Annotated in this window: 24 protein-coding genes and 1 pseudogene; 11 read left to right on the top strand and 14 right to left on the bottom strand. The window is 65.5% G+C overall.

Annotated features, from left to right (window positions below; all coding sequences use genetic code 11):
* The first annotated feature begins 107 nt into the window (after positions 1–107).
* The 3 genes from JC616_RS07480 (at position 108) to JC616_RS07470 (ending at position 4,433) form a co-directional block, all read left to right on the top strand.
* Entirely contained in the window at positions 108–677 is a 570-nt protein-coding gene (locus JC616_RS07480) for a cysteine dioxygenase (protein WP_227107555.1), read from the top strand.
* 78 nt (positions 678–755) lie between these two features.
* Positions 756–1,382 (top strand): LbetaH domain-containing protein, encoded by a 627-nt coding sequence (locus tag JC616_RS07475; RefSeq protein ID WP_227107553.1) that lies wholly within the window; start codon positions 756–758, stop codon positions 1,380–1,382.
* A 648-nt stretch (positions 1,383–2,030) separates the two neighbouring features.
* Positions 2,031–4,433 (top strand): M66 family metalloprotease, encoded by a 2,403-nt coding sequence (locus tag JC616_RS07470; RefSeq protein WP_227107551.1) that lies wholly within the window; start codon positions 2,031–2,033, stop codon positions 4,431–4,433.
* 171 nt (positions 4,434–4,604) lie between these two features.
* Here the strand turns inward: JC616_RS07470 and JC616_RS07465 are convergent, their stop codons facing one another.
* A complete protein-coding gene (locus JC616_RS07465) occupies positions 4,605–5,237 on the bottom strand; it encodes a LysE family translocator (protein WP_227107549.1) in 633 nt (210 codons plus the stop codon).
* A 225-nt stretch (positions 5,238–5,462) separates the two neighbouring features.
* Between JC616_RS07465 and JC616_RS24605 the strand changes: the two are divergent.
* Positions 5,463–5,645 (top strand): annotated as a pseudogene (locus tag JC616_RS24605) (DUF1353 domain-containing protein); the annotation flags it as partial.
* 165 nt (positions 5,646–5,810) lie between these two features.
* Here JC616_RS24605 and JC616_RS07455 read toward each other — a convergent pair.
* Positions 5,811–6,053, bottom strand: a complete 243-nt coding sequence (locus JC616_RS07455; protein ID WP_227107547.1) for a hypothetical protein — start codon at positions 6,051–6,053, stop codon at positions 5,811–5,813.
* A gap of 18 nt (positions 6,054–6,071) precedes the next feature.
* Here JC616_RS07455 and JC616_RS07450 point away from each other — a divergent pair, with 18 nt between their 5' ends.
* The 6 genes from JC616_RS07450 (at position 6,072) to JC616_RS07425 (ending at position 11,442) form a co-directional block, all read left to right on the top strand.
* The gene (locus tag JC616_RS07450) at positions 6,072–6,725 is read left to right on the top strand and encodes a GntR family transcriptional regulator (RefSeq protein WP_227107545.1); all 654 of its coding nucleotides are present in this window, start codon (positions 6,072–6,074) and stop codon (positions 6,723–6,725) included.
* A 13-nt stretch (positions 6,726–6,738) separates the two neighbouring features.
* Positions 6,739–7,410 (top strand): DUF2848 domain-containing protein, encoded by a 672-nt coding sequence (locus JC616_RS07445; RefSeq protein ID WP_227107543.1) that lies wholly within the window; start codon positions 6,739–6,741, stop codon positions 7,408–7,410.
* Positions 7,407–8,738, top strand: coding sequence for an amidase (locus JC616_RS07440; RefSeq protein WP_227107541.1), 1,332 nt, complete (start codon positions 7,407–7,409; stop codon positions 8,736–8,738). Before JC616_RS07445 ends, JC616_RS07440 begins: the two co-directional genes overlap by 4 nt.
* A 12-nt stretch (positions 8,739–8,750) precedes the next feature.
* Entirely contained in the window at positions 8,751–10,070 is a 1,320-nt protein-coding gene (locus JC616_RS07435) for an MFS transporter (RefSeq protein WP_227107539.1), read from the top strand.
* A complete protein-coding gene (locus JC616_RS07430) occupies positions 10,067–10,378 on the top strand; it encodes a DUF1484 family protein (RefSeq protein ID WP_107800302.1) in 312 nt (103 codons plus the stop codon). The genes JC616_RS07435 and JC616_RS07430 overlap by 4 nt, the downstream gene beginning before the upstream one ends.
* A gap of 359 nt (positions 10,379–10,737) precedes the next feature.
* Positions 10,738–11,442 carry a M15 family metallopeptidase gene (locus JC616_RS07425; protein ID WP_227107537.1) on the top strand — a complete coding sequence of 235 codons (705 nt, stop codon included), beginning with the start codon at positions 10,738–10,740 and terminating at the stop codon, positions 11,440–11,442.
* 212 nt (positions 11,443–11,654) lie between these two features.
* Here JC616_RS07425 and JC616_RS07420 read toward each other — a convergent pair whose 3' ends face one another.
* From JC616_RS07420 to JC616_RS07410, 3 genes are read right to left on the bottom strand one after another with little or no spacing between them, the layout of a single operon-like run.
* Positions 11,655–12,596 (bottom strand): alpha/beta hydrolase, encoded by a 942-nt coding sequence (locus JC616_RS07420; protein WP_227107536.1) that lies wholly within the window; start codon positions 12,594–12,596, stop codon positions 11,655–11,657.
* A gap of 1 nt (position 12,597) precedes the next feature.
* A complete protein-coding gene (locus JC616_RS07415; protein WP_227107535.1) occupies positions 12,598–13,476 on the bottom strand; it encodes an alpha/beta fold hydrolase in 879 nt (292 codons plus the stop codon).
* Positions 13,477–13,507: 31 nt separating this feature from the next.
* Positions 13,508–14,563, bottom strand: coding sequence for a sugar phosphate isomerase/epimerase family protein (locus tag JC616_RS07410; protein ID WP_227107534.1), 1,056 nt, complete (start codon positions 14,561–14,563; stop codon positions 13,508–13,510).
* Between the two features lie 112 nt (positions 14,564–14,675).
* On the opposite strand from JC616_RS07410, the gene JC616_RS07405 reads away from it, so the two are divergent.
* Positions 14,676–15,278 carry a TetR/AcrR family transcriptional regulator gene (locus tag JC616_RS07405; RefSeq protein WP_227107533.1) on the top strand — a complete coding sequence of 201 codons (603 nt, stop codon included), beginning with the start codon at positions 14,676–14,678 and terminating at the stop codon, positions 15,276–15,278.
* Positions 15,279–15,308: 30 nt separating this feature from the next.
* On the opposite strand, the gene JC616_RS07400 is transcribed toward JC616_RS07405, so the two are convergent.
* The 9 genes from JC616_RS07400 to JC616_RS07360 form a co-directional block, all read right to left on the bottom strand.
* A complete protein-coding gene (locus JC616_RS07400) occupies positions 15,309–16,433 on the bottom strand; it encodes a 2OG-Fe(II) oxygenase (RefSeq protein WP_227107532.1) in 1,125 nt (374 codons plus the stop codon).
* Positions 16,434–16,442: 9 nt separating this feature from the next.
* Positions 16,443–17,678: an aKG-HExxH-type peptide beta-hydroxylase gene (locus JC616_RS07395; protein ID WP_107798573.1), complete on the bottom strand. Its 1,236-nt coding sequence runs from the start codon at positions 17,676–17,678 to the stop codon at positions 16,443–16,445.
* Positions 17,675–18,826 (bottom strand): aKG-HExxH-type peptide beta-hydroxylase, encoded by a 1,152-nt coding sequence (locus JC616_RS07390; protein WP_227107531.1) that lies wholly within the window; start codon positions 18,824–18,826, stop codon positions 17,675–17,677. Before JC616_RS07390 ends, JC616_RS07395 begins: the two co-directional genes overlap by 4 nt.
* The gene (locus tag JC616_RS07385) at positions 18,810–19,628 is read right to left on the bottom strand and encodes a hypothetical protein (RefSeq protein ID WP_227107530.1); all 819 of its coding nucleotides are present in this window, start codon (positions 19,626–19,628) and stop codon (positions 18,810–18,812) included. The genes JC616_RS07390 and JC616_RS07385 overlap by 17 nt, the downstream gene beginning before the upstream one ends.
* A 23-nt stretch (positions 19,629–19,651) precedes the next feature.
* Positions 19,652–20,548 carry a hypothetical protein gene (locus JC616_RS07380; RefSeq protein ID WP_227107529.1) on the bottom strand — a complete coding sequence of 299 codons (897 nt, stop codon included), beginning with the start codon at positions 20,546–20,548 and terminating at the stop codon, positions 19,652–19,654.
* Positions 20,545–22,047, bottom strand: a complete 1,503-nt coding sequence (locus tag JC616_RS07375) for a radical SAM/SPASM domain-containing protein (RefSeq protein WP_227107527.1) — start codon at positions 22,045–22,047, stop codon at positions 20,545–20,547. The genes JC616_RS07380 and JC616_RS07375 overlap by 4 nt, the downstream gene beginning before the upstream one ends.
* Before the next feature lie 27 nt (positions 22,048–22,074).
* Positions 22,075–23,070 (bottom strand): radical SAM protein, encoded by a 996-nt coding sequence (locus JC616_RS07370; RefSeq protein WP_227107525.1) that lies wholly within the window; start codon positions 23,068–23,070, stop codon positions 22,075–22,077.
* Between the two features lie 92 nt (positions 23,071–23,162).
* A complete protein-coding gene (locus JC616_RS07365) occupies positions 23,163–23,612 on the bottom strand; it encodes a hypothetical protein (protein ID WP_107798579.1) in 450 nt (149 codons plus the stop codon).
* A 328-nt stretch (positions 23,613–23,940) separates the two neighbouring features.
* Positions 23,941–25,593 carry an ATP-binding cassette domain-containing protein gene (locus tag JC616_RS07360; protein WP_227107522.1) on the bottom strand — a complete coding sequence of 551 codons (1,653 nt, stop codon included), beginning with the start codon at positions 25,591–25,593 and terminating at the stop codon, positions 23,941–23,943.
* Positions 25,594–25,604: the final 11 nt, after the last annotated feature.

Here is a 25,604-nt window from a genome sequence, read left to right as displayed (position 1 = left end):
CGCCGCGAACTTTGCCGGCGCGGGCCCAGTCAGAAAAACGCCGCCCGCGCTCCAGCCCGACGGACAGAACCCACTGTCCGCGGCCGCGCCGGCCAAAGGAGAAACCGATGAACGACACCTTATGCGCGGCCGCGCAGTCCGCCTTCCCCCTCAGCCCCAGCCTGGCCGCCTCCTTGCGGCAATTGGACGCCTACCAGGCCAATCTGAACATCGAGCAGATCCAGCTGTTTCACGATTCGCTGCAACTCGGCCCGGACGATTTGCAGCCCTTCCGCCAATTCAGCGACGAACGCTACCGCCGCAACCAGATCTACCTCAGCCCCTGGTGCGAACTCTTGCTGCTCTGTTGGCGCAGCACCCAGCGCAGCCGCATACACAACCACCGCGGCAGCCTGTGCGGCTTGCGCGTGCTGCAAGGCGCCGCCACCGAAACCGTGTTCGAACGCACCGATCACGGCCTGGTGTACGCGGTGGAATCCCACCGGCTGGAAAGCGGCAGCCTGACCGTCAACAGCCATCTGGACATCCACCAGATCTCCAACCTCCAGCCCTACGGCGAAGACCTGGTCACCCTGCATCTGTATTCGCCGCCGCTGCGCAAAATGGAACTGTTCAGCCTGGAATCCTCCCAAGTGGAGCGCCCCGGCGACTCCATCAGCTGGGTCTACGAAATCTGAAGCCGCGACGGCCGGCCTTCTGGCCGCCTCGCGCCGCCGGCCCTACAATACAAATCTCCTTACGCAACAGGCTCAACCATGTCCTCCGCCCTCGCCGCCGAGCTGTTCGCCGACCTGCTCACCCACTTTCCCTGGCTGGACCGCGCCCAGCCGCCGTGGCATTGGCTTGGCCGGCTGCCCGACAGCCTGGCGCGGCAAAACGCCTTGCTGGACCCGGCGCACTGGGCGGTGGACGGCGACATCGCCATCCACCGCAGCGCCTCGATCGAAGCCGGCGCCGTCCTCAAAGGCCCGCTGCTGATCGGCCCCAATTGCCGCATCGCCGCCCACGCCTATCTGCGCGGCGGCGTGGCGCTGGCCAACGACGTGACGGTGGGACCGGGCTGCGAACTCAAAACCTGCGTCATCGGCCCTTACTCGCGGCTGGCCCACTTCAACTTCGTCGGCGATTCCGTGCTGGGCGCGGACATCAATATGGAGGCCGGCGCCGTCATCGCCAACCACTGGAACGAGCGCCGCGACAAGACCATCACGCTGCGCTGCCGCCAGCAGGCCTGGACCCTGCCCGCGCAGAAATTCGGCGCCCTGGTGGGCGACCACAGCCGCATCGGCGCCAACGCCGTGCTGTCTCCCGGCACCTTGCTGCCGCCGCACTCGGTGGTGGCGCGCCTGGAATTGGTGGAGCAAGACCCGGAGCTGGACTGAGTCCAAGACCGCACCGCCCTTCACATCCCGCGGCGGCCGAACCGGCCTGCGACGCCTCCGACCGGCGGCCGGCCTTTATTCGGCTAGCCGAATGCCAAGAGGAGGCGGGCCTTGGAGCCGGTTCAAAGTCTCGCGAGCACAAGCGAGACAAGGCGAAAACCGCTGAGGAGAAAGCGGAATCCACACCTGTCGCATGAGCATTTTGAAGCGGGTTTCAACGCCGTAAGGAACGGCTGTTGTCATCGCTAAGCCTCTTGGCGTTGCCATTATTTCATTGACAATCAAACCGCCGAAAAATCAATGAAAGAACAATTTCGTCTTCCATAAAAGCCAAGAAAACACCGCTCTCTCTATTCACATCAAACAAGCCGCCGTCCTTTAAAACCTGGGACGATCAAACCGCCAAAACACGGCGGGATCAAACAGACGGAAAACCGCCACGCCGCAATTAACCTCCAAGCATCCACAACGAAAAAACCAATAAATACAGTCATCTTTAAAACAAAATGCCGCGTTAAAATAATCGGCATTATTCACAAAAACCACCCCCATCCAGAAACTTACCGCATAAGGTCCAGTCACTGCTGATAGCTGCGCGGCTATGGATCCAAATGTCAACCACCCTCATTCATATAAGGGAAAGAGAACATGCGCCTAGCTATTATTCCAAGTCTGCTGATCGGGGTTTCTTTATTTGGCTGTAATGAAGACGACGCGCAAAAACAGCTGACCGGACAGGCCGCCGGCTATGCCGCCGTCGCCAATGCCTGGCCGTTCAACGCCGTCGCGCCGCGCAATGATCTAAGCGGCGCCTTTGAGGGCGAGGTGTCCGTCGCCCAAAGCCAGATCATGCCGGCCGGCTCCGGCGTCGCCGGAGACAGCCAGCCGCATTTGGTGGCCGGACGCCAAGCCTTGCTGATGCTGCGCCCGATTTCCGCCCTCAGCGCCGACAAGCCGCTGCAAGTCGCCGTCAAGGACAAGAGCGGCGCCACGCTGGGCACGCTGTCGCTGAATCCGCCCGACAAACAGCCCAAGACGGCATATTTCGTCGACGGCGCGCCGGAAGGCGGCATTGACTTCACGCCGCCGTCAGGCGCTCAAACCACCATCAGCAGCAATGCCGATCTGGCCAAGCTCGACGACCCCAACGGCGCCTTCCTGCGCGGCAAGCTCGGTGCCAACGCCATGGTGAATATCCAGACCGCGGACGGCAGCTGGGTCAAGACCGCCTATCTGCCCGCCGACGCCTCCTTCGAAGGCAAGATGATCAGCTTCCAGTCCCAGGCCGGTTACGGCTCCACGGTGCGCTACAGCTCGCGCGCGGTGGACGTCAGCCGCGGCGACACCCTGCTGTTCAAATACGTCAACGGCCAATGGTTCCGCCAAGGAGAGCTGGACAACAACCGGATCGTCTACGCGCAAAACCTTTGGAGCGCTGTCCTGCCGGCCGCCTGGGTAAAGCCGGGCATATCCCTGCAGTTCAGCCACGCGTCGAAATCCGGCACCCTGGCCAAGCTTGAAGTGGGCCCGGCCACCCAGCTGCTGATCAACACCATAGACATCGGCATGCTGGTGGAGCCGCGCCGGGCTTTCGCCTTCGCCAACGATCCCGGCGCGCATCGCGAGTACCTGCAAACCGTTCCGCTCAATCAACTGCTGGTGGCCCAGTACGAACCCGTCCATTTGAAAGAAGTGATGCTGCCGGACGGCAGCCGGCTGACTCAACAAGACCCCAGCGAGGGCGGCTGGCATACCGGCACCATGCGGGAGGACATCGGCAAGGAACTGATTTCCACCGGCATCAATTACGCCAATTACGGCGTCAACAGCACGGCCGGCCGCGGGGCGGACTTCCCCTTGACCGCCGCCTTGCTGACCGCGCACAACAGCCAGGGCCGATACGCCAACGGCGTGCAAGTGCACGGCGGCTCCGGCGGCGGCGGCGTAGTCACGCTGGATGCGTCTCTGGGCAACGAGTTCAGCCACGAAGTGGGCCACAACTACGGTCTGGGCCATTATGTCGGCGGTTTCGACGGTTCGGTTCACCGTCCCGCCGGGGCCGTCAACTCCAGCTGGGGCTGGGATGCGGACCTCAAGCGCTTCCTTCCCAACTTCAGCGGCGTCGTCAGCAATCAAGACACTTGCATGCCGGAAGGCAAGCCCTGCCAAACGCCCTTCGCCGGCCGCAGTTACGGCCTGGACGCCATGGCCGGCGGCAGCCCGATGAGCGCCGTCAACCGCTTCACGCTGTATACGCCCTATGTGGCCAAGCGGATTCAGCAGTTCCTGGAGAGCAAGCCGGTGTTCGACCTCGCCTCGGCCACCGGCTTCAGCCTGTGGAACGCGTCCAGCCAAAGCATGCAGCCCTACCCTCACCGGATCGCGCCGGACACGGCGACCGTGCCGCTGGAAAAACTGAGCGAGGCCTATCTCGCCGAGGCGATAGGCAAGGCCGACCGCGCGCTGATCAAGATGGAAGACGGCTATTGGACGCGGGAGGTCAAGGCGCCGGCGGCCAGCGCCGCCAACAAGGGCAAGCTCATCACCATAGACAACCGCGCCACCTACGCCACCAGTCTGCTGGCGCCCGGCCAGACGTTTACGATAACGGGCCGCAGCGGAGACAATCACTTCGTGTCCGACGGCCGGCTGTGGGTCAAGACGCAGTCCATCGAAACCGACCGCAAGCCGCAGCGCTTTGGCGTGCCGGTCACCACCTTGCTGGGGTATTACGACCCGGAGATGAAACTCACCTCCTATATTTACCCGGCCCTGCGCGGCGCTTACGGCTATAGCTACCCGGATGACGGCGCGTCGGCGTCCTCCGCGCAATGCCAATTGCAGGTCGACACCGCCAGCGGGCAGCTGAAGTTCAAACTGCAAAGCACGCGCGTCAACGGCGAGGTGATGAACAAATTCCACGTCAACGTGCCCAGCGCCTTGCAGCCGCAAAATGCGAAAGTGGTTTGCGGCGGAAAAGCACTGGCCAGCAAGGCGGTTCCCGCGGCGAGCGGCGCTTTGCGCTACACGATCAACGGCGTGTTGCAGTAAGGCTCTCCCCGCCTAAGCGCCTGACGAGCAAGAGCGGTTTTCAACGCTCTTGTCCATCCACCCCGCCGACGCGCGGCAGACCATGAACCGGTTCTTAGGCTGAAACAATGCGGCGGCCCCATTCAACGGGGCCGCCGCATTGTTTTTCTCGCCGGCAAACGCTCAATCGCGTCAGCGCGGCTTTTCAAACAGCATCCTGACCGCCAGGCCGCCCAAGACCGTGCCCATGATCCAGCGCTGGGCCACGCCCCAGGCCGGTTTCCGGACCAGAAGCGCGGCCATGGCGCCGGCGCTCAGCACGATCAAGGCGTTGACGCTGACGCTGATCAGGATTTGCGTGAACCCGAGCAATAGCGATTGGGACAACACGTCGCCGCCCGCCTTGGACAGAAACTGCGGCAACAGGGCCAGATACATCACCGCGATTTTCGGATTCAGCAGATTGGTCAGAAAACCCATCATGAACAGCTTGCGGTCGCTGTCCGGCGCCAGCTCGCGCAGCTGGAAGGGCGAGCTGCCGCCGGGTTTGAGCGCTTGCCACGCCAGATACAGCAGATACGCCGCGCCGCCCAAGCGCAAGGCGTCGTAGGCATAGGGGATGGCCAGCAGCAAGGTGGTAATGCCCAGCGCCGCGCACAACATGTAGAACACAAAGCCCAGCGCCACGCCGGACAAGGAGATCAGCCCGGCCCGCTTGCCCTGGCAGATGGAGCGCGAGATCAGATACATCATATTCGGCCCCGGGGTGGCCACCATGCCCAAGGAGACCAGCGCAAAGGCCAGCAGATTCGAGTATTCCGGCATCGTCGTTCCCAATCGGTTTAAACGGGTTCCGCTCCAACACCTCATGCCAGCGGCCGAGGCGGTACGGAAGCGCCTATGCTAGCTGAATTACACCTAGACTGTTTTCATTTCCCGCGCCCGCCCTGCGTAATGATCGGCTTAAATCCAGCAGCCTGGAGATGGCCGATTGTTCCCTAAAGAGCCAGTTCAAAGCCTCGCAAGCAAGAGCAAGCGCTCCTTGACGGAGCTTCAATTCCTCAGATTCTCTGGTCTCTGATAGGCGGCCCTCTCGAGGGACGGTGCCGCCAAGCCTCTATCATCCATGACGACGACTGTGAGGTATGGACACGGCGCTGGCAGGCAGTCTACAGGGCATTCTACGAAGCCATGCTCTGTAGTGGTGTCTCAGAGCCGAAAGCGAAAATCATGTATTACGCGATATATCGCGTGCGCACTGGCCTTGCCTCCCTGAACGATCCTCCCCAAACCCAAGACGCCCCTCCCCCAACCGCAAGCCAGCAACCGCGCCAGCTGTCCCAAACCTTGGACGCTTGCGCCATGGCTTTCAACTGCTTCGCCCTCTTACGCTCCACCCTAACCGCCCTCCAGTCCCAAACGCCCCCAGCCTCCCATCAGTCCTTGTTGGCGGGCCTGTCCATCCAGGTACTGGACGACTACACCGCCCGCTTCCAACACCTTTATGCCGAAGTTCAGCAGGCACCGCTTGAGGCCGTAAGCGAAACCGTCATCACGGAGAGGCCAGGCGTTTAAGATCACGCGGACCACGCTGGCTTGACCATCCGCAGCCTGATAGATCAGTGTTGATTCACTCATCATTCACGAGTGCGAATCGAGATGACGAACATCACCAAGGGCGCCGCGCAGCGAGAATCGGCCTATGCGGAAATCAAACACCGAATCATCCATTGCGAGCCTGAATTCACGCCTGGCGCAGTCCAGAACGAGTCTCGCATCATGGAGTTGTTGGGACTGGGTCGCGGACCGATCAATCAGGCCTTGCATCGGCTGGAGGTGGATGGCTGGGTGGCGATTCTGCCGCGCAAGGGCTTGCTGATTACCCCGCTGTCGCTTGATCTGCTAATGGAGCTGGTCGCCGTGCGCACGCTAAACGAGGTGTTCTGCGTCGGGCTGGCGGTCAACAACGCAACGGACGGCGAGATTGCCGCCATGCGGTCCATCGTTGAACGCACTCCCGCCCTGATCGCTCAGCGCGACATCGCCGGTCTGGCCGCACTGGATGTGGCGTTCCACATGGCCATATCCGCCGCCGCGCGCAACAGCACGCTGGCCGAATTGCTACGCGCCCTTCACGAAAAACAGGCGCGCTTCTGGTTCCTGTCCCTCTCCGCCCCCGACCATCTTGAGCAGGTCCACCGCGAGCACCTTGCCATTGTCGAGGCGTTTGAACGCAGGGACATCGCCGGCGCGCAAGCATTGATGCAACACCACATCGAGGAGTTCAAGCGCAATACCACCCGCAGTATCTAGCCAGGAGGCAGCCATGTTGGAACTTCATGTCGTCGGCCAAGGCCCACGTAGGTTTTCCCCACAGCAATTAATCATCGCCGGCTGGGCCGGGCGGGATCAACACGCGGTGGAGCACCATATCCGCGAGTTGGAAGCGCTGGGGGTGCGCCCCCCGGCAAGCACGCCTTGTTTCTATCCTTTGTCGCACCAGTTGCTGACGACCGCCGCCGAACTGGAAGTGCCGCGCGAAAACTCCTCCGGCGAAGTCGAATGCGTGCTGTTCGCCGATGCCGACGGCCTGTTCGTCGGCGTCGGCTCCGACCACACCGACCGCCAGGTGGAAGCCTATGATGTGACGGTCTCCAAACAGATGTGCGCCAAGCCGCTCAGCGCCGAGCTTTGGCGTTTCAATGAAGTCGTCGCGCACTGGGACCAACTGCTGATGAGATGCTGGCGGGAACGCAATGGCGTACGCGAGTTGTACCAGCAGGGCGGCACCGCGCAGCTGCTGCATCCGCGGCTCTTGATCGAACGCTATGGCCAGGGCCGGCCGCTGCCGACAGGCAGCGTACTGTTTTGCGGCACCTTGGCGGTAAACGGCTCCTTGGGCCATGGCGAAGCGTTTGAAATGGAACTGCATGACCCGGTGCTGGGGCGCACGCTGCGCCACGCTTACCGCGTCAAGACGCTGGAGGTGGCGACATGAGGCCGACCTTGACGCAGCTGCACTTGGCCTTGCGCCAGGGGCGCACCAGCAGCGTGGCGCTGACCGAACACGCGCTCGACGCGATTCACCGTCACCGGGAGGATGGCGGCGTCGCCTTCCTTCAGCTTGATGCGGAATCCGCGCTGGCCGCCGCCCACAAGATTGATGCGGCCAAGCACTATCCCTCTTTTCTCTCCGGCATCCCGATATCGGTCAAAGACCTGTTCGACGTCCGGGGCCAAGTCACCACCGCCGGCTCCGTGGTGCTGAAGAATGAGCCGCCGGCCCGCCAAGACGCGCAGGCGGTAGCCAGGCTGCGCGCAGCCGGCGCGGTGCTGCTCGGCCGCACCAATATGAGCGAGTTCGCCTACTCCGGCCTGGGACTGAACCCACACTACGGCACCCCGATCAACCCCGGCGATCCGACGCGCATTGCCGGCGGCTCCAGTTCCGGCGCAGCGGTCAGCGTGGCGCAGGGCATGAGCGCCGCCGCGCTGGGCACCGATACCGGCGGCTCGCTCCGCATCCCCGCCGCTTTTTGCGGCTTGACCGGCTTCAAGCCCACCGCGCGGCGTGTGCCACAACAAGGCTGCCTGCCCTTGTCGCCGTCGCTGGACTCGATTGGGCCGCTCGCCTCCTCCGTGTCCTGCTGCGCGATGATGGACGCCATGCTTCGGATTGGCGGGACACCTGCGCTCTCCCAAGACATTCTGCCCAGCCTCAATGGGCGCAGGCTCTATGTAAGCGAAGACTATGTCGCCGATCAGCTTGATCCCGCCGTGGCCCAGGCCTTCGAGCAAGCCCTGTCCCGCTTATCCCGTGCCGGAGCCAAAATCATCCGCTTCGACTTCCCCGAGTTGCGACAGATCGCCGACATCAACGCCAAGGGCGGCCTAGTCGCAGCCGAAGCCTGGCGCTGGCATCACGCGCGACTGACAGGAAAAGACGGCGGCTCCTATGATCCGCGCATCGCCCGCCGCATCCGCGCGGGCGCCAGTCAAAGCGCAGCCGACTACTTGGACATACTCGAACAGCGCCGCGCGCTGCAAGCCGTCGCCACCCGCCGCCTGTCCATGGCCGACGCCTGGCTGATGCCCACCGTGGCGATTCTCCCGCCCACGCTGGCCGAATTGGAGGACGACGCCGCGTTCACCCGTTTGAACAGCCTGGTGCTACGCAACACCAGCATCATCAACCTGCTGGATGGCTGCGCGGTCAGCCTCCCCTTGGCGCCGCAAATCGGCCTGAGCGTGAGCGGGCTCTACAACCGCGATCATCACACCCTGAAACTAGCCGCCAGCATTGAATCCGCGCTGGCCAATGCCTAAAGGAGAACGGCAATGGACAAGACCCTGCGAGTGACTCCCGACGAGCGGAACAATGCCTACCGCAAAGCCACCTTGCGGCTTATTCCCTTCCTGATCGTGCTCTTTATCCTGGCTTGGATTGACCGGGTCAACATCGGCTTCGCCAAGTTGCAGATGCTGAACGACTTACAGTTCAGCGAGGCCATTTACGGCTTGGGCGCGGGCATTTTCTTCATCGGCTATTTCCTGTTTGAAGTCCCCAGCAACCTGTATCTGGAAAAAGTCGGGGCGCGAAAGACTCTGGCCCGGATCACCATCTTGTGGGGAGCCATCTCCATGGCGATGGCCCTGGTGCAGACCCCGACTCAGTTCTATGTGCTGCGTTTTCTGCTGGGAGCCGCCGAGGCCGGCTTCTTCCCCGGCGTGGTGCTGTACCTGACGTATTGGTTCCCTCTCGCCCGACGCGCCCGCATCAATGGCCTGTTCATGACCTCCTTCGCCATTGCCGGGGTGATCGGCGGCCCGCTGGCCGGGCTGATCATGTCCAGTCTGGACGGCTTGAACCAGTGGCAGGGTTGGCAATGGCTATTCATCGTGGAAGGCGCGCCCTCGGTTCTGGCCGGCCTGGCGGTGCTGCGCTACTTGCCGGAAACGCCGGCCAAAGCGGCTTGGCTGAGTCCGACGGAACGAGAAGCCATCCGCCAGGACATCGCAGCGGATCAGCGCGACCCCAACAAGCAGTCTTCGTTGAAAGCCGCTTTCACCAGCCCCTATGTCTGGCTCTGCGCCGCCATCTACTTCTGCATCGTCAGCGGCAACGCCACCATCGCCTTCTGGTCCCCCTCCATCATCAAGGAACTCGGCATCCAAGGCACCCTCAATATCGGCCTGATTTCGGCGCTGCCTTTCCTCGCCGGCACCATCGCCATGGTCTGGAACGGCGCGCACTCCGATAAGGTAGGCGAACGTCGCCTGCACTGCGCCGTCGCGGCCCTGATTGCCGCCCTGGGACTGGTGCTGACCGCGGCGCTGCTTCACAACACCTGGCTGGCGCTGTTGGCGCTGACCCTGGCTTCGGTCGGCATTCTGGCCGCCTTCCCGGTATTTTGGGCCCTGCCCTCGCTGTTCCTTGCCGGCACCGCGGCGGCCGGCGGCATTGCGCTGATCAACTCGGTGGGCAACCTGGCGGGCTTTGTTGCGCCGTATATGATCGGCTTTCTGAAAACCAGTACCGGCAACTTGAGCGCTGGCTTGTACTTTGTGGCGCTGCTGGAGGCGGCAGCGGCGGTGCTGATCATCTTGTTCATCCAAAAACCACAGGCGAAGCTGATCCCGCAGGAGGCCCGGTCATGAAGCAAGACGAACTACCGGTGCTGGAGCAATTAAAGCAGTTGAACCGGAACCTGCTCGATACGCGGGACAACACCGCGCTGCCTCACTTGGGCCAGCAGCTGGCCCAGCAATGCGCGGAGATGGATGCCTGTTTATTGCAAGGTCTGATCGATATCCGTTCCGCTCAGACCGGCCTGCAAGCCATCATGACTCTCTTGCAACGCCGCGACGAACCCTTGCTGTTCAGCAGCGAGGAGGCGGTGGCGCTGCTGGAGCCGGTGCTACAACGCTTGAATCATGGCGTGAACCACATCAACCGCCTGGTGTAGCCCGGCAAATCGCCAAGGAGCGCCCAGCGCTCCTTGGCGCTCAAAACCGGTGTTAAAGTCTTGCAAGCAAAGACGCTCTAAATACGCATCCGTCAAGACGATGTAATTTTCATATCATCTACCGGCAGTTACACCGCTTCCGTAGACCCTATCAAGAAAAAACCGACTACAACCGCACCAACTATGACTGCGGCTACCGGAACAAGACACTGCGACCTTGGTCAAAAAAAATCCCGACGAATTGCACAGATTACCGAAGCATATCAACTTCCGTTTGACATGAATTTTAGAAAACCCAGATGACTCCATTGGTGCGGCGTTAGCACTAGGGGGTGTCATGCCTTCTGTCCCAGTTGTGGATGAATCCAAACCTCATGCCCGGCCAAAAGAGATTAAAAATGTCAAAAAGGATACCGCTGTCTGACCCACGCATCGCCGACATTTTAATTCAAGAGTGTCACGAGCCCATGGTTTCAATAGCAGACATACATAAAAAAATTTATGCAGACACTTCCACTGAAAACGCCAATTGCTTGGGTTATCAGGCAAATTTCATTGCCAGACGCTCTGTTGCCGAACGGCTTAAAACAGTAGCTGACGCGCTTCCTGAACACTTATCCATTCTAATAAAAGAGTCATACCGTCCCTATCATTTACAAAAAACACTGTTTGACGGCTACGTTAACGACTTGCTCATTGAGAAACCCAATCTATCAATCAAAGAAATTGAAAAAATAGCATCGCACTTTATCGCGCCGCCCATCGTTGCGGGCCACCCCACCGGAGGCGCCGTGGATGTTACATTAATAGATAAAAAGGGCAATGAGCTAGATATGGGCTGCGCATATGATGAAGATGAGAAAAGCTCTAACGGAGCTTGCCACTCATACTTTGATGAATTGAACTCCACTCAGCAACTCAACCGTAAGCAGTTGTTTGATGCGATGACGCAAGCTGGTTTTATAAATTATCCATTTGAATGGTGGCATTGGTCTTTTGGAGACCGCTACTGGGCCTTCATGTCTGAAAAATCCAGCGCAATATTTGGCCCCATTCATATTTAGATCGCTCTTTGAACGGTTGATGAAAGTGAATTCGAAATTTTGTGTGAACCTGTCGTCACGCCTCTTCATGCGAACATGACTCCATAAGGAGGCGTAACGCAGGATCAGGAGTTTTGTTAATGGGCCTTAGGCCGCATCCACCGCCTGGCTTAGCCATCCCCATCTCCTGGGCCTTGAACTACGCCGCCTGGCGGCCGTCGCTTGAAACGCAGTCAGCCGTCCACGCCCAAGGCCGCCCTCACCTCGCCGCCGGCGATGTCGAACAGCGCGCCGGCGGCCGGCGTCAGCCCCAGCATGTGGATGCAGCCATGGACCATGCCGTCCAGCTGCCGCGCCGTCGCCTTGACGCCTGCCGCGTTCAGCCGCGCGGCGTAGTCCTCCGCCTCGCTGCGCAAGGGATCGAACTCGGCGGTCAGGATGGTCGCGCTCGGCAGGCCATCCAGGCGGGTCGCCAGCAGCGGCGAGACATAGGGCGACGCCCCCTCTTCCTCCGCGGACAGATAGCTGGAGTAGCAGAAGCGCATCAACTCCCGCGTCAGATAATAGCCGTCGCCGTAAGCCTGGTAGGAGGCGCTGTCCATCTTGTGGCTCAAGGCCGGGTAGATCAGCAGTTGATGGGCGATGGATGGGCCGCCGTGATCGCGCGCCAGCAGGCAGGCCGCGGCGGCGAGGTTGCCGCCGGCGCTGTCCCCGGCCACGCCCAGCCGCTTGGGGTCCAGGCCGAGCGCTTGCGCGTGTTCAAACACCCAGCACAAGGCGTCATACACATCGCGCAGCGGCACCGGATAGCGGTGCTCGGGCGCCAGCCGGTAATCGACGGACAAGACCACGCAGCCGGTGGCCTGGGCCAGCGCGCGGCAGGGGTTGTCGTAGACCTCGGCCGAGCCCAGACACCAGCCGCCGCCGTGGGCGAAGACCAGCGCCGGCTGCGCCGCCGCGCGGGCCTCGGGCCAATAGCCGATCACCCGCAGCGGGTAGCCGTCCCGCGCCTTCACTTGGAAAACCTCCACCCGCGCCACGTCTTCCAGCGGGCCGTGCTGTTGGCGCAGCCCGGCATCGGTATCGGCGCGCAACCGCGCCATGTCCGCGGGCGCGGCGGCGTCGCCCGCCGCCGCCTGTTCCAGCCACTGCTGGATCTTGCTATCCAAGGGCATCTCAGTCCTCGCTTTCCAGGAAGGGCAGCAGTTCAGCGATGAACTCGTCGGCGGCCTCCTCCATGATGAAGTGGCCGCAATCCGGGATGACCACGCCGCGCAAGTCGTCGGCCTGGCCGCGCATGGTGTCCAGCGGGGCCTTGCCGGTGGCGTGCTCGGCGCCGATGGCGAGCACCGGCATGGCCAGCTTGCTTTGCGCGCGCCGCTGGTTCTGACGGATGGTTTCGGGAATGGCCCGGTAATAGGCGAAGCCGCCGCGCAGGCCGCCCGGCGAGGAGTAGGCGTCGATATACACCTCCGCCGCCACCCGGTTACGCCGCCATGACCAGCGCTGGAACATGAAGTCCAGATAGGCGCGCTCGCGCCCGGCGATCAGCGTTTCCGGCAAGTCGGCCAACTGGTTGAACATGAAATGCCACAGGAAGATGTTTTCTTCCGGCGGCGCGAAAATCGACGGCGCCGGCGCCAGCCCGGGTATCACCGCCTCGGTCAGCGCCAGCCGGCTGACCACGCCGGGGTGGTCGCTGGCCAGCGCGTAAGCCAGCCACATGCCCACATCGTGGCCCACCACCTGGTAACGCTCATGGCCCAGCCGGCTCATCACCTGGCGCAATGTGGCGGCGACGGCGCCGGTGTCGTAGCCGCTGTCCGGCCGGCTGGACAAGCCGGTGCCCGGCGGATCCACGGCGATGGCCTGGAAGCCGCGCGCGGCCAAGGCGCGCATCACATGACGCCAGGCGAACCAGGTTTGCGGCCAGCCGGGGATCAGCAGCACCGGCCGGCCGCCTCCGGCGGTGACCACATGGACGCGCTGGCCGTCCAGCCGCACGTAGTCGTGAATGAAATCGGATTCGGTGTCGATAAGGGGAAGTGCCGACATCTGTAGTCTCGCTGAAAAAGTGGATGGAAAGTCAGGCGATGCCCAGCATCGCGCGGATCTGCTGCTGATCGACCGCGGCGCCGGCGAAGTCGTCGAATACGCGCTCGGTCACATGGATGATGTGGCGGTTGATGAAGTCGACGCCTTCGCGCGCGCCGTCCTCCTGGTTCTTGAGGCAGCACTCCCACTCCAGCGTGGCCCAGCCCTCGTAGTCGTATTGCGCCAGCTTGGAGAAGATCGCCTTGAAGTCCACCTGGCCGTCGCCCAGGGAACGGAAGCGTCCGGCGCGCTCCATCCAGCCGCTGTAGCCGCCGTAAATGCCTTGCCGGCCGTTGGGCCGGAATTCGGCGTCCTTCACATGGAACATGCGGATGTGCTCGTGATAGATGTCCAGGAAGGCGAGGTAATCCAGTTGCTGCAACACCAGGTGGCTGGGGTCGAACAGCATCTTGCAGCGCGCGTGCCGGTCCACCAGCTCGTAGAAGCGTTCGAAGCTGGCGCCGTCGTGCAGGTCTTCGCTGGGGTGGATTTCGTAGCACAGATTGACGCCGTGTTCGTCGCAGACGTCGAGAATCGGCCGCCAGCGCCGCGCCAGTTCTTCGAAGGCGGTTTCAATCAGCCCTTCCGGCCGTTGCGGAAACGGGAACAGATACGGCCAGACGAAGGAGCCGGAAAACGTGCCCATCTCGCTCAGGCCCAGCCGCCGCGAGGCCTGGGCCGCCATCCGCAGACGCTCCAACGCCCAGGCGGCGCGCTCCGCCGGCTTGCCGCGCAGGCCGGGCGGCGCGAAGTTGTCGCACATCGCGTCGTAGGCCGGATGCACGGCGACCAGTTGCCCGAAGATGTGCGTGCTCAGCTCGCTGATCTCCAAACCGTGCGCGGCCAGCGTGCCGGTGACTTCATCGCAATAGTCCTGGCTGGCGGCGGCGCGCTCCACATCGATGAAGCGGCTGTCCCAGGCCGGAATCTGCAAGGCCTTGAAGCCGGTGCGCGCCGCCCAGCCGGCGATGCCGTCCAGGCTGTTGAACGGGGCTTGATCCGCGCCGAATTGAGCCAGGTGCAGGCTGGGTCCCTTGAGTGTTTTCATGTGTCGCCCTTAATTGTTTGTCGATCGACAAATAATAGGCGACGCCAAGGCTACACGTCAACGGCGGAGCGCGATAAAATTCCGCCCAAGAACAATCGAGCGAGGCGGAAAGATGGCGGGCAGGCCTAGGGAGTTTGACCGGGAACAGGCGTTGCAACAGGCGATGCTGGCCTTTTGGCGGCGCGGCTACGAGGGCACGTCGATGTCGGATCTGGTTGCGGCGCTGGGCATCGCCTCGGCGCGGATCTACGCGGCCTTCGGCAGCAAGGAGGGTTTGTTCCGCGAGGCGGTGGCGCGCTACGCCGCCGGGGACGGCGGCTTCGCCGATCTGGCGCTGCGCCAGGAGAGCGATGTGGCCGCCGCCATCGAGCGGATGCTGCGCGACGCGGTCATGCTCTACACCCGGCATGACGCGCCGCAGGGCTGCATGGTGGTGTCGGCGGCCACCAATTGCTCGGAACAGAACGACGGCGTGCAGGAATGGCTGCGCGCGCAGCGCCAAGAGCGCACCCAGTCGGTGACGGAGCGGCTGCGGCGCGGCGTGGCCGACGGCCAGCTGCGGCCGGACGCCGATGCGGACGCACTGGGCGATTTCTACGCCGCGCAATTGCACGGCATCTCGGTGCAGGCGCGCGACGGCGTGCCGCGCGAGCGGCTCTTGGCCTCGGTGCGCGTCGCCATGGCCCCGCTTTGGACGGCGGCCGTCAAGGCCTGAGCCCGCGCTCGGCGCGTCGGCCGGGCCCTCCTATCCCGCGCCGGTCTGAGGCCATTCCGGGAACAGCGTCTCGGCCAGGTGCATCACGCGTATCGGCAAGCGATGCGCCCAGGGGCGAACCTGGGCGGCGCAGCGGCGCCAATGCTCGTGGGTGAACATGCGGCTGGGTGCGCTGGCCACCCACACCGCCAGCACCAGCGCGGCGCGCAGGGTGTCCGGGTCGGTGCTCAAGCCCACGTTGACCTGGGCGGCGGCGTGTATGGCCTCGCTGGCCGGCAGCGGCGCGCCGGGCGCGAATCCCAGCCGCGCCAGGGCCGCGCTCACTTCCGGCGCGCGGACGGGTTCCGGCGCGCCGGAACGGGCGGCGGCCAGCAGCAGGCCGGCCGCCTGCGCCGCGCCGCCCAGCCCCCACTCCGCCAACAGCGCTTGCGCCGCGCTCGGCGCCGACCAATCGGGCGCATCCGAAACGTCGCCGTCGCGGTGCAGGCCGCGCTCGCCGGGATCGGATGCGGCCAGCGCCGCGTCCGGAAACAGCTGCGCCAGGGTTTGCCGCACCCGGCGCTCCACCGCCGGGGTGTTGCCCTGGTGCCAGAAATTGAAGATCAGCGCGTCGCGCGGCTGTCGCGTCAGCGCCGACACCGAGTGGTAGGAATGCGCGCTCATCTCAAAGCCGAAGGCCATATTGGGATAGGGCCGGATGCTCTGGTAGACGGCCTCCGGCTCGTCGCCGGCGTGGATATTGAGCAAGCCGCCGTCTTCCGGCCGGTGGTCGCGGGTGAATTGCACCACCACGCGGTAGCCTTCGTAGCCCAGGCCGGGATTGTCGTTATGCACGCCGATGCGCTGGCCCGGCACCATGCGGTGCCCCAGCACCTGAATGTCGTCCGCGGACAGCGGCACCTCGAACAGGATTTGCATCTGCTCGCGCAAGGCGTCCAGAAACTCCTCGCGCACAAAGGCCGGCGCGTCCGGCCGCAGCTGATAGAGCCGGCGCAGATCCAGCCGGTAGGTGACGAAGAAATCCCCCACCCGCTCCTCCCAGGGCAGCGGGCCTCTGAGCACCGCGTCCGCCTGTTGGGCCACCGTCTCATCGAAGGTGTCGAAGCAGAGGAAGTGGCGGTACGGTTGCTCGAAGAACAGCACGTTTTCCAACATGATCGCCCCCTATGCGCAATGTGCCGCGGCGTCGCGGCCGGCCAAGGCGCGGAACTGGTCCGCCCTCAGCGCCAGCGGCCGCCACAAAGCCTGTCCCAGCGCGGTCAGCGCCCGCGCCCGGGCCAGAGATTCTTCCATCTGGGCGCGCCAGTCTTCCAGCTCCGACACATTGCGCGCCAGCTCGCTGTGCACCGCGACGCCGGCCATGATCAGCCGGTAGTAGAAAATCAGCACGTTGACGAAGGCGTGGTGGGCCTTGAGGATGCCCAGCGTCGGCCGCTGCGCGCCGCGCGCCGGGGAATGGAAGGTTTCGCCCAGCGAGGGATCGCTCAGCGCGCCCATGGCGGCGAGCTGGTGCAGATAATCGTGGCTGACCTCATGCACCAGGGTTTCGGCGCAGCGCAAGGGGTCCGGATGGATGGTCATGTACAGCGCGCCGTTGAGCATGGAATAACTTTCGCTGTTGAACTTGCCCGGTTCCAGCCGCAGCGGGGACACCACGCGCAGCAGACGGGCGATCCAGCGGTGGTAGGCCGGGGAATAACAGGCGATCAGCGTCATCGCCCGGTTCAAGGTGGCGGCGCAGCCCGGGCCGGCCGGGACGACCTCCGGGTCCGGGTTCAGCAGGCTGCGCGGCAAGGGCCGCAGCACGATGTCCGGCCCCGCCTCGCCCAGGGCGACGGCCGGCAGTTTGCGCGCCGGTCCCGTCACGCTGCGCCAGCTCTCGCCCTCGCGCTCGAAAGCGCAGCCGCGCTGCGTGTGCGCGGCGGTGTCCAGCCGGATTTCCAGCCTTTGCGCGTCGCCGCTGACGCGGTAGGCGACGGCGGCCGGCAGCGCGTAGCCGGCGAAGCCCAGCGCCAGCGGCCGGGACAGCCGCAGGTGGAATTCGCGGCCGGGCCGGTGCGCGGTCCAGTGCAGCGCGCATTGCAGGGCGCGCGACAGCAACAGGTCCGGCTGGCGGGCCTCTTCGTCTCGCAGCGCTTGCAGATTGCAAAACGGATGCGCGGCCAGCTCGGTCAGCCGCGCGGTCTCGGCCGCGTCGGCGTCGCCCGCGGACAGCATGGCGGCGGCCATCTCCGACAAGGCCGGGGCGATGCCGGGCGCGTGGCGCTGCAGCAAGGGCCGCCAATGCTCGAGAAAGGCGTTCAACTGCCGGCCGCGCAGCTGCCGCGTCCAGCCGGCGTGCCAGTCCTCGTCGAAGGCTTCGAAGGGGCTGGAATAAGCGCGGGCGATTTCAGGGGTCATCGCGCGATCTCCTCGATCGGGCTCGCCGCCGGCTTCAGCAGCGGCCGCAATGGCAACTGCAAGGCGTCCAGGAAGCGCCGCCCTGCCGGGCTCAGACTGCGCGCCCGCTCCAGTTCCGCGGCCATGCGCGGCAGCCAGTCGCGCAAGTCCGCCATGTGATGACGCCAGTCGGCGTCTGCCAAGCGGCCGTTGCGCCGCAAGGCGTCGAAAAACAGCGCCACATTGCCGAAGGCGTGGTAGGCCAGCAGCAGCATGAGGGCCGGACGCCGACAGCGCTTGACCGGGGAGTACAGCCATTCTTCCGCCCCGCGCTCGCTCAAGGGGAACAACCGGTCCAGCAAGTGGAAGTGCTGATGGCTGGCTTCGTGAACCAGGGTTTCCGCCATGTCCAGCGGCGAGGCGAACAGCGTCATCGACACCAGCCCCGGATAGTGCAGGCTGCTCCAGCTGGACACCAGGCCGCCGCTTTGCCTCAGCGGCCGGACCTGGCGCACCAGGCGGCGCACCCAGGGGCCGTAGGCCGGCGCGCCCTGCTCGATCAAGGCCAGCCCGGCGGCCAGCGCCCGGCCGGCTGCCGCGTCCGGCTCGCCGGCGGCCTGCTCGCGATCGTCCGGGGTGCGCACCGGATAGGCGGCCAGAACGGGGCTTCTGCCCGCCCCGCCCCATAGCGCCGCCGCGGCGCTCAGCGCCAGCCGCGAACCGTCCGCGCCGGCGGCCTTCAGCGTCAGCGTCCGCCCGTCCGCGACGACGCTGAGCGCGCGGACGTCGGCGATCCGATCCGGCAGCGCCAGGGTGCGCGGCGGGCTCCAGCGCGCGCGCCATTCGCCGGCGACCCCGCTCAGGTGGGCGTGCCAGGCGATCTCCAGCGCGCAGGCCAACAGAAAGCCGGCGCGAGGCTGGCGCTCGGCCTGGGCCAGCGCGCCCAGCGCCGGGTGCCATAGCCGTTCGAAATCCGGCTCCGCTTCTGCCAGCGCGCGCAGCGCCCGCGCCGCGCCGCCGGGCAAGGCGATGGCCGGCGCGACGCGCTCTAGGAAAACGCTCAGGCTTTGTCGCCAGGCCCGGACCGCGCAGCTTTCCAGCAGCGCCAGCCCGTCCGGATCGCCCGGGCAGGCGGCGCTGGCGGCGAGATCGTCAAACGGGGTGGACATCGTCGCTGCCCGCGGTGAAGTCGAAGGTTTCCAGGCCGCTCACGGCAAAATCGCCGATCGCCAGCCCGCCGGGCCGGCGGCTCACCCGCTCGACATCGCCCAGCGCAGCGCGGAAGGCGGCGGAGCCGCCCAGCAGCCGCAAGCCGCCGTCCGCCAGCGGCTGGCCGTAAACCAGCCCCAGCCGCGGATGGCGCAGCACCAGGCTGCGCAGATGACGCGCCGTCGCCAGGCCAAAGCCGGGGTCGAGCCGGCACAGCGCCTCCCAATGCCGCATCGCCTGATCGCGGCTGGCCGCGCAGTCGGCGCGGCAGGGGAAGTGGCTGAGCAGATGCCAGCCGAACACGTCCAGCATGGTGTTGGTCCAGTAGGGCAGCGCGCCGCCGTCGCCGGCGAAAGCCGGCTCCAGGCGGGCGTGATGATGGTCGCGATGCGCCAGATAGGCTTGCACGCAGCAATCCGGATAGCCCAGCAGGCGGCCGGCGATGACGTCGTTGTCGGTGAAGCGCGCGGCCAGCTCCGCCAGTTCGCCGTCGCGGGCGGCGAAGACGAAGGCGCGCGCGTCCGGCGCGGCCGTCTCGTCGCTGGCCACGGCGGACACCACGTAGTCGTCGGCGTCCGCCACCGCCGGCCGCAAGGCCCGCTCCCAGCGCCGGGCGTGCAAGCCCAACCGCCGCAGCGCGCCGATCACCGACTCCGCCTCGCGGTAGGCGCAGGACACCCGCGCCAGCGGCTTGGCGCCGGCCAGGGTCAGCGCCAGGTCCACCCGCGCCGCCTGGGTCAGCTGCGGCAAGGCGGCGCGCAAGCGTTCGGGCGAGGCGGACGCCCTTATTGAAACGCCACCAGATGCCAGCGTTCCGTGGGCAGTCTCGCCACTTCGCGCCCGTTCCGCGCGCTGAGCACGCATAAGTCCTCCTCCTGCCATGCAATGCAATCGCCCTGATCCAGCCGGGCCTCCGGCAGACGGTCGCTGGAACGCAGCGGCCGCCAGCCCTGATAAAACACCGCGTCGCCCACGGCGCCGCCGTAGAGCTGGGCGCCGAAATTGCCGTAACGCCGCGCCTCCGGCGGCTCTTCCTCGTCGCGCAGCAGCAGCGGCAGCGGCAGCAGGCGCTCCAGTTGCGCGGCGAAGGCCGGGGCGGCGTCGCGCAGGACCTCCAGCAGCGCCGCGGCGTAGTCGACGCTGGCGCGGCAGCCCAAGTGGCAGGGAAAGTGGGAAATCAGGTAATACGGCGAACCGCGCCCCACTTCCATCTCGGTCAGGAAGACATTGAGCCGCCAGTCGCGCCCGCCCGGAGTGCGCGCCACCCGCAGCAGATCCGTCATCGGCGCGGCGCCGAAGTATTCGTTGGCGGCGATGCAGCAGGCCGGGTAGCCCAGCGCCCGCCCCAGCGCCACATTGTCTTGCCGCCGCTGGGCGTCCAGCCCCCGCTCCAGGGCCTCCGCGTCCAGCGCGTAATAGACGCGCGCGTCGTTGCGGCTGAAGGCGGCGCGTTCCTCCGCGGTGGCGTGGCGGTAGCCCCAGTCGTCCGGCGGCGGCACGTATCGGCCGTGGCGCAGGCCGCAGGCGTCCAGCAGCGCGCACAGCCGCGCGGCGCTGTCGCGGCCGGCGGTGAAGCGCGCCAGCGGCTTGAGGCCGGCCAGCACCGCCAGCGCCTCCACCGCGATGCGGGCGCCTTCTCCGCCGGCTTGCAGTTCGCCGACGATCCGGTCCCGGGCGCTCATTGGGTGCTCATCCGGATGATGGTCAGCGCCTGGTCGATGCGCTGCGGCCGTTCGCGCATCAGCTTCACCACGAAGTCGAACAGATGCCGGGTGCGCTGACAGCAAGAGCTGGTCAAGGGCTGCGGGTCCAGCGAGTGGGTCTCGCCCTTGCTGACGATGGGGGACACGCCGCAATAAGGCCGGTAGGCGCACACCTGGCAGGCGTCGTGCTCGCGCAGCGAGTAGGACACCAGCTGACGCGCCTTGTCGGAGGTGACCGCGTCGGCGTAGCTGTCGGTGTGCACATTGCCGATGCGGAAATCGGCGTGGCCGCGGCCTTCGTCGCAGCCGTAGACGTTGCCCAGATGATCGTAGGCCAGATTGCCCAGCACCATGCCGCTGGGGTTGCGGAAGTCCACGTATTTGACGTCGCGGTTGTTGAACAGCTTTTCCAGCGCCAGCGAGAAATAGCGTTCTTCCAGCAGGATGCCCTGGTCCCACAGCGAAAAGATGTAGTCCAGCGCGTCGCGCCAGGCGTCGAAGAACTCGTCCATCCCCATGCCCACGCTGTCCCACTTCCCCTTGGCGAAACCCATTTTCTGCACTGGGGAGAAGAAGATGGAGGACTGTCCTTCCGCCACCGCGAAATCGACGTATTCACGCAGCTTGTGCAGATTGTTGCGCCCCACCACGATCAGCGAGGGCACGTCCAGGCCGCGTTCGCGCATGCGGGCGCGGTTGCGGCGGATATCGTCCCAATGGCCGCGGCCTTCCCAATCCACGCGCAGCGACGGGTGTTCGGCGGCGTCGAACTCGATGGAGGTGGTGATGTTGATGCGGCTGGCCGCCAGATAGTCCAGCACCTCGTCCGGCAGTTCCACGCCGTTGCTGACGATGGAGAAGGACAAGGCGCGCTTGTGCGCCAGATTCTTGATCATCGCGTAGGCGTGCAGATAGCGCACCGCGCCGAAGTTGAGCGTGGCTTCGCCGCCCTGGAATTCGAAATGGATGCGCGAGGACGGCGATTGGTAGGCGAAGTCGACGATGGCGCGGGCGGTGGCTTCGTCCAGGTCGTAGCGGGCCGGGTCCGAGCTGTCGCGCACCACGGCGGCGTGGCAGTAGGCGCAGCGCAGATTGCAGCGCCGCGTCATGCCGATGATGTGCAAGGCGGTGCCGGGAAAATAATTGGCGGACCAGTCTTCATAGGCCCGCATCACGCTGCCGGCGTTGCGCGCGGTGAGGATCAGGCCGCGCTCTTCCAGCAGATCGTGCAGCGCCGCGGGCAGGGCGATGCTGCGCAGCGCGCGGTACTCCTCCCGGCTCAACAGCGCCCAGCTGCCCTGGTCGCTGGACAGGAACACGCCGTCGCCCACGTCCCGGGCGCGGTAATTGGGCTTCCAGCGGTCGCGCAGCCGGAAGTCGGCGAAGATGTCCTCCATGCCGGCCCGGTCCGGCTGGGCGGGCGCGGCGCGCGGCGCGCGCGCTTCAATCGGGCGGATCGGGGTGACGACGTGGTTCATGGCGGGCCTCGCAAACGGGTGGCGGGTTCAGGCGATCAGATAAAGTTGCGGATGCTGGCGCGAGAAACTGGCGATGACGCCCAGCGAGGACAGGTCCTGGTGATCGAACAGCACGCGCAAGAAGGGCTTGTCGCGCCGCGGCTGGTAACGCTCCAACGCGGCGACGCGCACCTCGTCTATCAATTCCGCCGGGATCTCGGCCAGGGGCCGCACCCAGTCCCGGCCGTGGCGGATCAGCGCGCCGCGCTCGGCGCCCGGACAGGCGTCGGCCAGCCGGCAGGCGCGGCAGGCGCGGGTTTTCTCGTACCAGGGATGGGTGTCCACCGCCGGATCGGAATCCCGGATCAAGAGATCGAGGAAATCCGGTATCAGACAGGGCGCCAGTTTCTCCAGCGTCACCGGCACGCCCAGCGCGCGGAACAGCGGCACGATGGTGCGCAGCCGTTCGCGCACCAGCGCAGGATCGGCGATGGAGTCGATGAATTTGCCGGTGCGCACGGTGCCGCTGAACTTGAGGCGCGACGAGCCGGCCTCCACCGCGGTCACGCCGGTGGCAAGCAGGTGTTCCACGTTTTCCGCCAGGATCACGATATTGGTCTGGATGTCGAAGCCCAGTTCGCTGAGGCGGCGGATGCCTTGCAGGGTTTGCCGGAACGCGCCCTCCCGCACGCCGTTGAGCTTGTCGTGCAATTCCGCGCTGTGGCCCATCAGGCTGGTGCGCACCTCCAGCCGGCCGTCGGCCATGGCCGCCAGCCGCTCCGCCGACGGGCGGTGGGAGAACAGCCGTACATTGGAGGCCAGGCTGACGCGGCGGCCGGTTTTCAAGGCCTCGCGCAGCACCTCCCAGAACACCGGGTCTATGGTGGGTTCGCCGCCGAAGATGTCCACCTCCTCGTCCGGCGCCGCCTGGTCCAGCTCGGCCACGATCTCCGCCAGCGGCCGGAAGGCGCGCTGGGCGATCTCGTCGTCCACGATGCAGAAGAAGCACTTATTGTTGCAGGAAGCCGTCAGCCGGATGATCATCGCCGTCGCCCCACGAAGAGGCCCGCAAGCGGGCCGCCAGGAAATCCGTCCCGACGCGGCTGGCCGCGCCGGGGTCCGCTCCGCCGCGCGGGCTATTTGACGCCGCGTTTCAAGGCCGCCTTGATCTGGGGGTTGTTTTCAATTTCCTTGAGCACCAGCGGGTCCTTGAGCGCGTCGCGCACCGCCGCCGGGTTCAGCGTGGTGGACACCGCCGGATTGGTGACCAGATCGCCCGGGGAAAACACGCTGGCCGCCTTGTCGTGGATATGGCCGTCGTTGTCGTGGATATTGCTGCGGTCGCTCCAGTCGCGGCTATGCCCGGCCGCCACCACCGAGCCGGCCAGCAAATCGCCGGACACCCGGGTCAGGTGGTCGAACTGGGCGCGCAAGCGCGCGACGTCGATCTTTTTCAATTCGGCGACCGTTGCGCTGTTGGCGCCGGCGTCCTTCGCCGCGGCGATGGGGTCCGACAAGAACTTGACGCGGAAATCGTTATCGCTCACCGCGCGCATCAGCAGTTTGTTCACTTCCGGTTGGGCCATGGTGTCCTCCTGGCTTGAGCTCTGTGACCGAGGCCTGCTTGGCGGCGCCCTCGTCTGGATGGAGCGGAAAGCGGCGGCGCGTGCTGCGACTGGAGGCACTATGCGGTCCGCGCTCCCAATCGGCTTCTTGCCGGCAAAGGGCTATTGCCGCTGAGCCGCAAAGCGGCCGCCGCGCCCCAGGGGAATCTCCGCACCCACCCAAATGCCTCGCCCATCCGCCTCGTCATCCAGCCGGCCTGCGTGTCACTGGAATGAAAAAGCGCCGACGGTTTTCGTCAGCGCTTTAACTATATTCATGCGTTTTTAGTATATCTGTACGTTAAATTACCTAAAACGAACTTTTATCGATGGCGCGCTCCGGCCGCTCCCTTCCGTCCAGCAGCCGCCAGCCGTCCTCGTCCGCCGTCAGCCAGCCGTCCAGATCCAGCGCGTCCAGAAAAGCGTCGTCGTGCGACACCACCAGCAGGCCGCCGCGGTAAGCGCGCAACATCGCCTCCAACGCTTGCAGCGACGGCAGATCCAGATGATTGCTGGGCTCGTCCAGCAGCAGCAGCGTCGGCGGCGGATCGGCGTAGAGCGCGCAGGCCAGCGCCGCCTTCAGCCGTTCCCCGCCGCTGAGCCGGCCGCAGGGCCGGGTCGCCCGCTCGGCGTCCAGGCCCAATTGGGCCAGCAACATGCGCAGCCGGCTTTCCCCCGCCGCGGGATTGGCCGCCAGCAATTGCTCGATCGCGCCGCGCCCGGGGTCCAGTCCGTCCAGATCCTGAGCCAGATAGGCGCAGGCGGCCGGCGCCCGTGCCTGTCCGGCGAGCGGACGCAATCGTCCGGCCAACACCTTGAGCAAGGTGGACTTGCCGCAGCCGTTGGCGCCGACGACGCCGATGCGGCGCCCGCCGCCCAGGCTGAGGTGAATCCGGCGCGTGGCCTCGGGCGCGAACGGCAGCGCCACCTCGTCCAGAACAACGGCGACGCGCGGCAGCGCCGGCCCCTGCGGCAAGGCGTGCACGACGACCGCCGCGTCGTCCTCCGCCCGGCGGGCGGCCTCGCGCACCGCCTGGTCCAGCGCTTCCCGCGCCGCGGCCTGTTGCCGCCGCAGCTTGCCGGCGCTGTCCTCGCTGCGCTGCTGCTGTCGGTCCAACAGGATGCGGGCCTGGTTGGCCTCGCGGCCGCGCCGTTCGCCGCGGGCCTGCCGCCGCTCTTGCCGCTCCTGCTGTTCGCGCAGCGCCCGCTGGCCGCGCAAGCGCTCCTGTTTGCGCTGCTCCAGCGTTTGCAGCGCTCTCGCCTGTTCCCGCTCCTTGTGTTCGGCGTAAAAATCGTAAGCGCCGCCGTAGCCGGCCAGGCCCTGCGGCGACAGTTCAACGATGCGCTCCATGTCGGCCAGCAAGCGGCGGTCGTGGCTGATCACCAGCAGGCCGCGCGGCCAGAGGGATAGTTGTTCGATCAGCGCTTGCCGCTGGCTCCGGTCCAGATGATTGCTGGGTTCGTCCAGGATCAGGAAGTCGGCGTCGGACAGTATGGCCCCGCACAGCGCCGCTCGCGCGGCTTCGCCGCCGCTGAGCGCGTCGGCCGGCGTTTCCGGGCGCAGATGGCCCAGGCCGAAACGCCGCCATTCCCGCTCCAAGCGTTGGCGCAGATCCCAGCGCTCGGCCAGCCGTTCGAAATCCCGCGCGTCGACGCTGCCGGCCTCGATGCGCGCCAGCGCGTCCAGCGCGCCTTGCAGTCCGGCAAGGCCGGCGGCGGTGTCGCCCCGGGGCGCGCCGGCCCGCTGCGCCAGATAATGCGTCGTCCCGCCGCGCAGACAGCGGCCGGCGCTGGGCCGCAGCTCTCCGGCCAACAAACGCGCCAGCACGGTCTTGCCCACGCCGTTGCGGCCCACCAGGCCGATGCGCTGAGCGTGAAACGCCATATTGAGATGACTGAACAGAATCCTGCCGTCGGGCAGTTGATAGGACACGTCGTCCAAAGTGAGATGGATAGGCGTCATGAAGCTTTCCA

This window comes from Chromobacterium rhizoryzae (assembly GCF_020544465.1).
Classification (GTDB): Bacteria; Pseudomonadota; Gammaproteobacteria; order Burkholderiales; family Chromobacteriaceae; genus Chromobacterium.
The sequence above is the reverse complement of the archived record's forward strand: the minus strand, read 5'-3'. Positions and strand labels throughout refer to the sequence as shown.

Coding starts and splice junctions, on each gene's coding strand:
- JC616_RS07475 (WP_227107553.1), top strand. CDS start 756: ATGTCCTCCGCCCTCGCCGCCGAGCTGTTCGCCGACCTGCTCACCCAC.
- JC616_RS07405 (WP_227107533.1), top strand. CDS start 14,676: ATGGCGGGCAGGCCTAGGGAGTTTGACCGGGAACAGGCGTTGCAACAG.
- JC616_RS07375 (WP_227107527.1), bottom strand. CDS start 22,047: ATGAACCACGTCGTCACCCCGATCCGCCCGATTGAAGCGCGCGCGCCG.
- JC616_RS07455 (WP_227107547.1), bottom strand. CDS start 6,053: ATGATGAGTGAATCAACACTGATCTATCAGGCTGCGGATGGTCAAGCC.
- JC616_RS07410 (WP_227107534.1), bottom strand. CDS start 14,563: ATGAAAACACTCAAGGGACCCAGCCTGCACCTGGCTCAATTCGGCGCG.
- JC616_RS07420 (WP_227107536.1), bottom strand. CDS start 12,596: ATGCCCTTGGATAGCAAGATCCAGCAGTGGCTGGAACAGGCGGCGGCG.
- JC616_RS07400 (WP_227107532.1), bottom strand. CDS start 16,433: ATGTTGGAAAACGTGCTGTTCTTCGAGCAACCGTACCGCCACTTCCTC.
- JC616_RS07395 (WP_107798573.1), bottom strand. CDS start 17,678: ATGACCCCTGAAATCGCCCGCGCTTATTCCAGCCCCTTCGAAGCCTTC.
- JC616_RS07425 (WP_227107537.1), top strand. CDS start 10,738: ATGAATCCAAACCTCATGCCCGGCCAAAAGAGATTAAAAATGTCAAAA.
- JC616_RS07465 (WP_227107549.1), bottom strand. CDS start 5,237: ATGCCGGAATACTCGAATCTGCTGGCCTTTGCGCTGGTCTCCTTGGGC.
- JC616_RS07470 (WP_227107551.1), top strand. CDS start 2,031: ATGCGCCTAGCTATTATTCCAAGTCTGCTGATCGGGGTTTCTTTATTT.
- JC616_RS07450 (WP_227107545.1), top strand. CDS start 6,072: ATGACGAACATCACCAAGGGCGCCGCGCAGCGAGAATCGGCCTATGCG.
- JC616_RS07440 (WP_227107541.1), top strand. CDS start 7,407: ATGAGGCCGACCTTGACGCAGCTGCACTTGGCCTTGCGCCAGGGGCGC.
- JC616_RS07365 (WP_107798579.1), bottom strand. CDS start 23,612: ATGGCCCAACCGGAAGTGAACAAACTGCTGATGCGCGCGGTGAGCGAT.
- JC616_RS07380 (WP_227107529.1), bottom strand. CDS start 20,548: ATGAGCGCCCGGGACCGGATCGTCGGCGAACTGCAAGCCGGCGGAGAA.
- JC616_RS07430 (WP_107800302.1), top strand. CDS start 10,067: ATGAAGCAAGACGAACTACCGGTGCTGGAGCAATTAAAGCAGTTGAAC.
- JC616_RS07480 (WP_227107555.1), top strand. CDS start 108: ATGAACGACACCTTATGCGCGGCCGCGCAGTCCGCCTTCCCCCTCAGC.
- JC616_RS07390 (WP_227107531.1), bottom strand. CDS start 18,826: ATGTCCACCCCGTTTGACGATCTCGCCGCCAGCGCCGCCTGCCCGGGC.
- JC616_RS07370 (WP_227107525.1), bottom strand. CDS start 23,070: ATGATCATCCGGCTGACGGCTTCCTGCAACAATAAGTGCTTCTTCTGC.
- JC616_RS07445 (WP_227107543.1), top strand. CDS start 6,739: ATGTTGGAACTTCATGTCGTCGGCCAAGGCCCACGTAGGTTTTCCCCA.
- JC616_RS07360 (WP_227107522.1), bottom strand. CDS start 25,593: ATGACGCCTATCCATCTCACTTTGGACGACGTGTCCTATCAACTGCCC.
- JC616_RS07415 (WP_227107535.1), bottom strand. CDS start 13,476: ATGTCGGCACTTCCCCTTATCGACACCGAATCCGATTTCATTCACGAC.
- JC616_RS07435 (WP_227107539.1), top strand. CDS start 8,751: ATGGACAAGACCCTGCGAGTGACTCCCGACGAGCGGAACAATGCCTAC.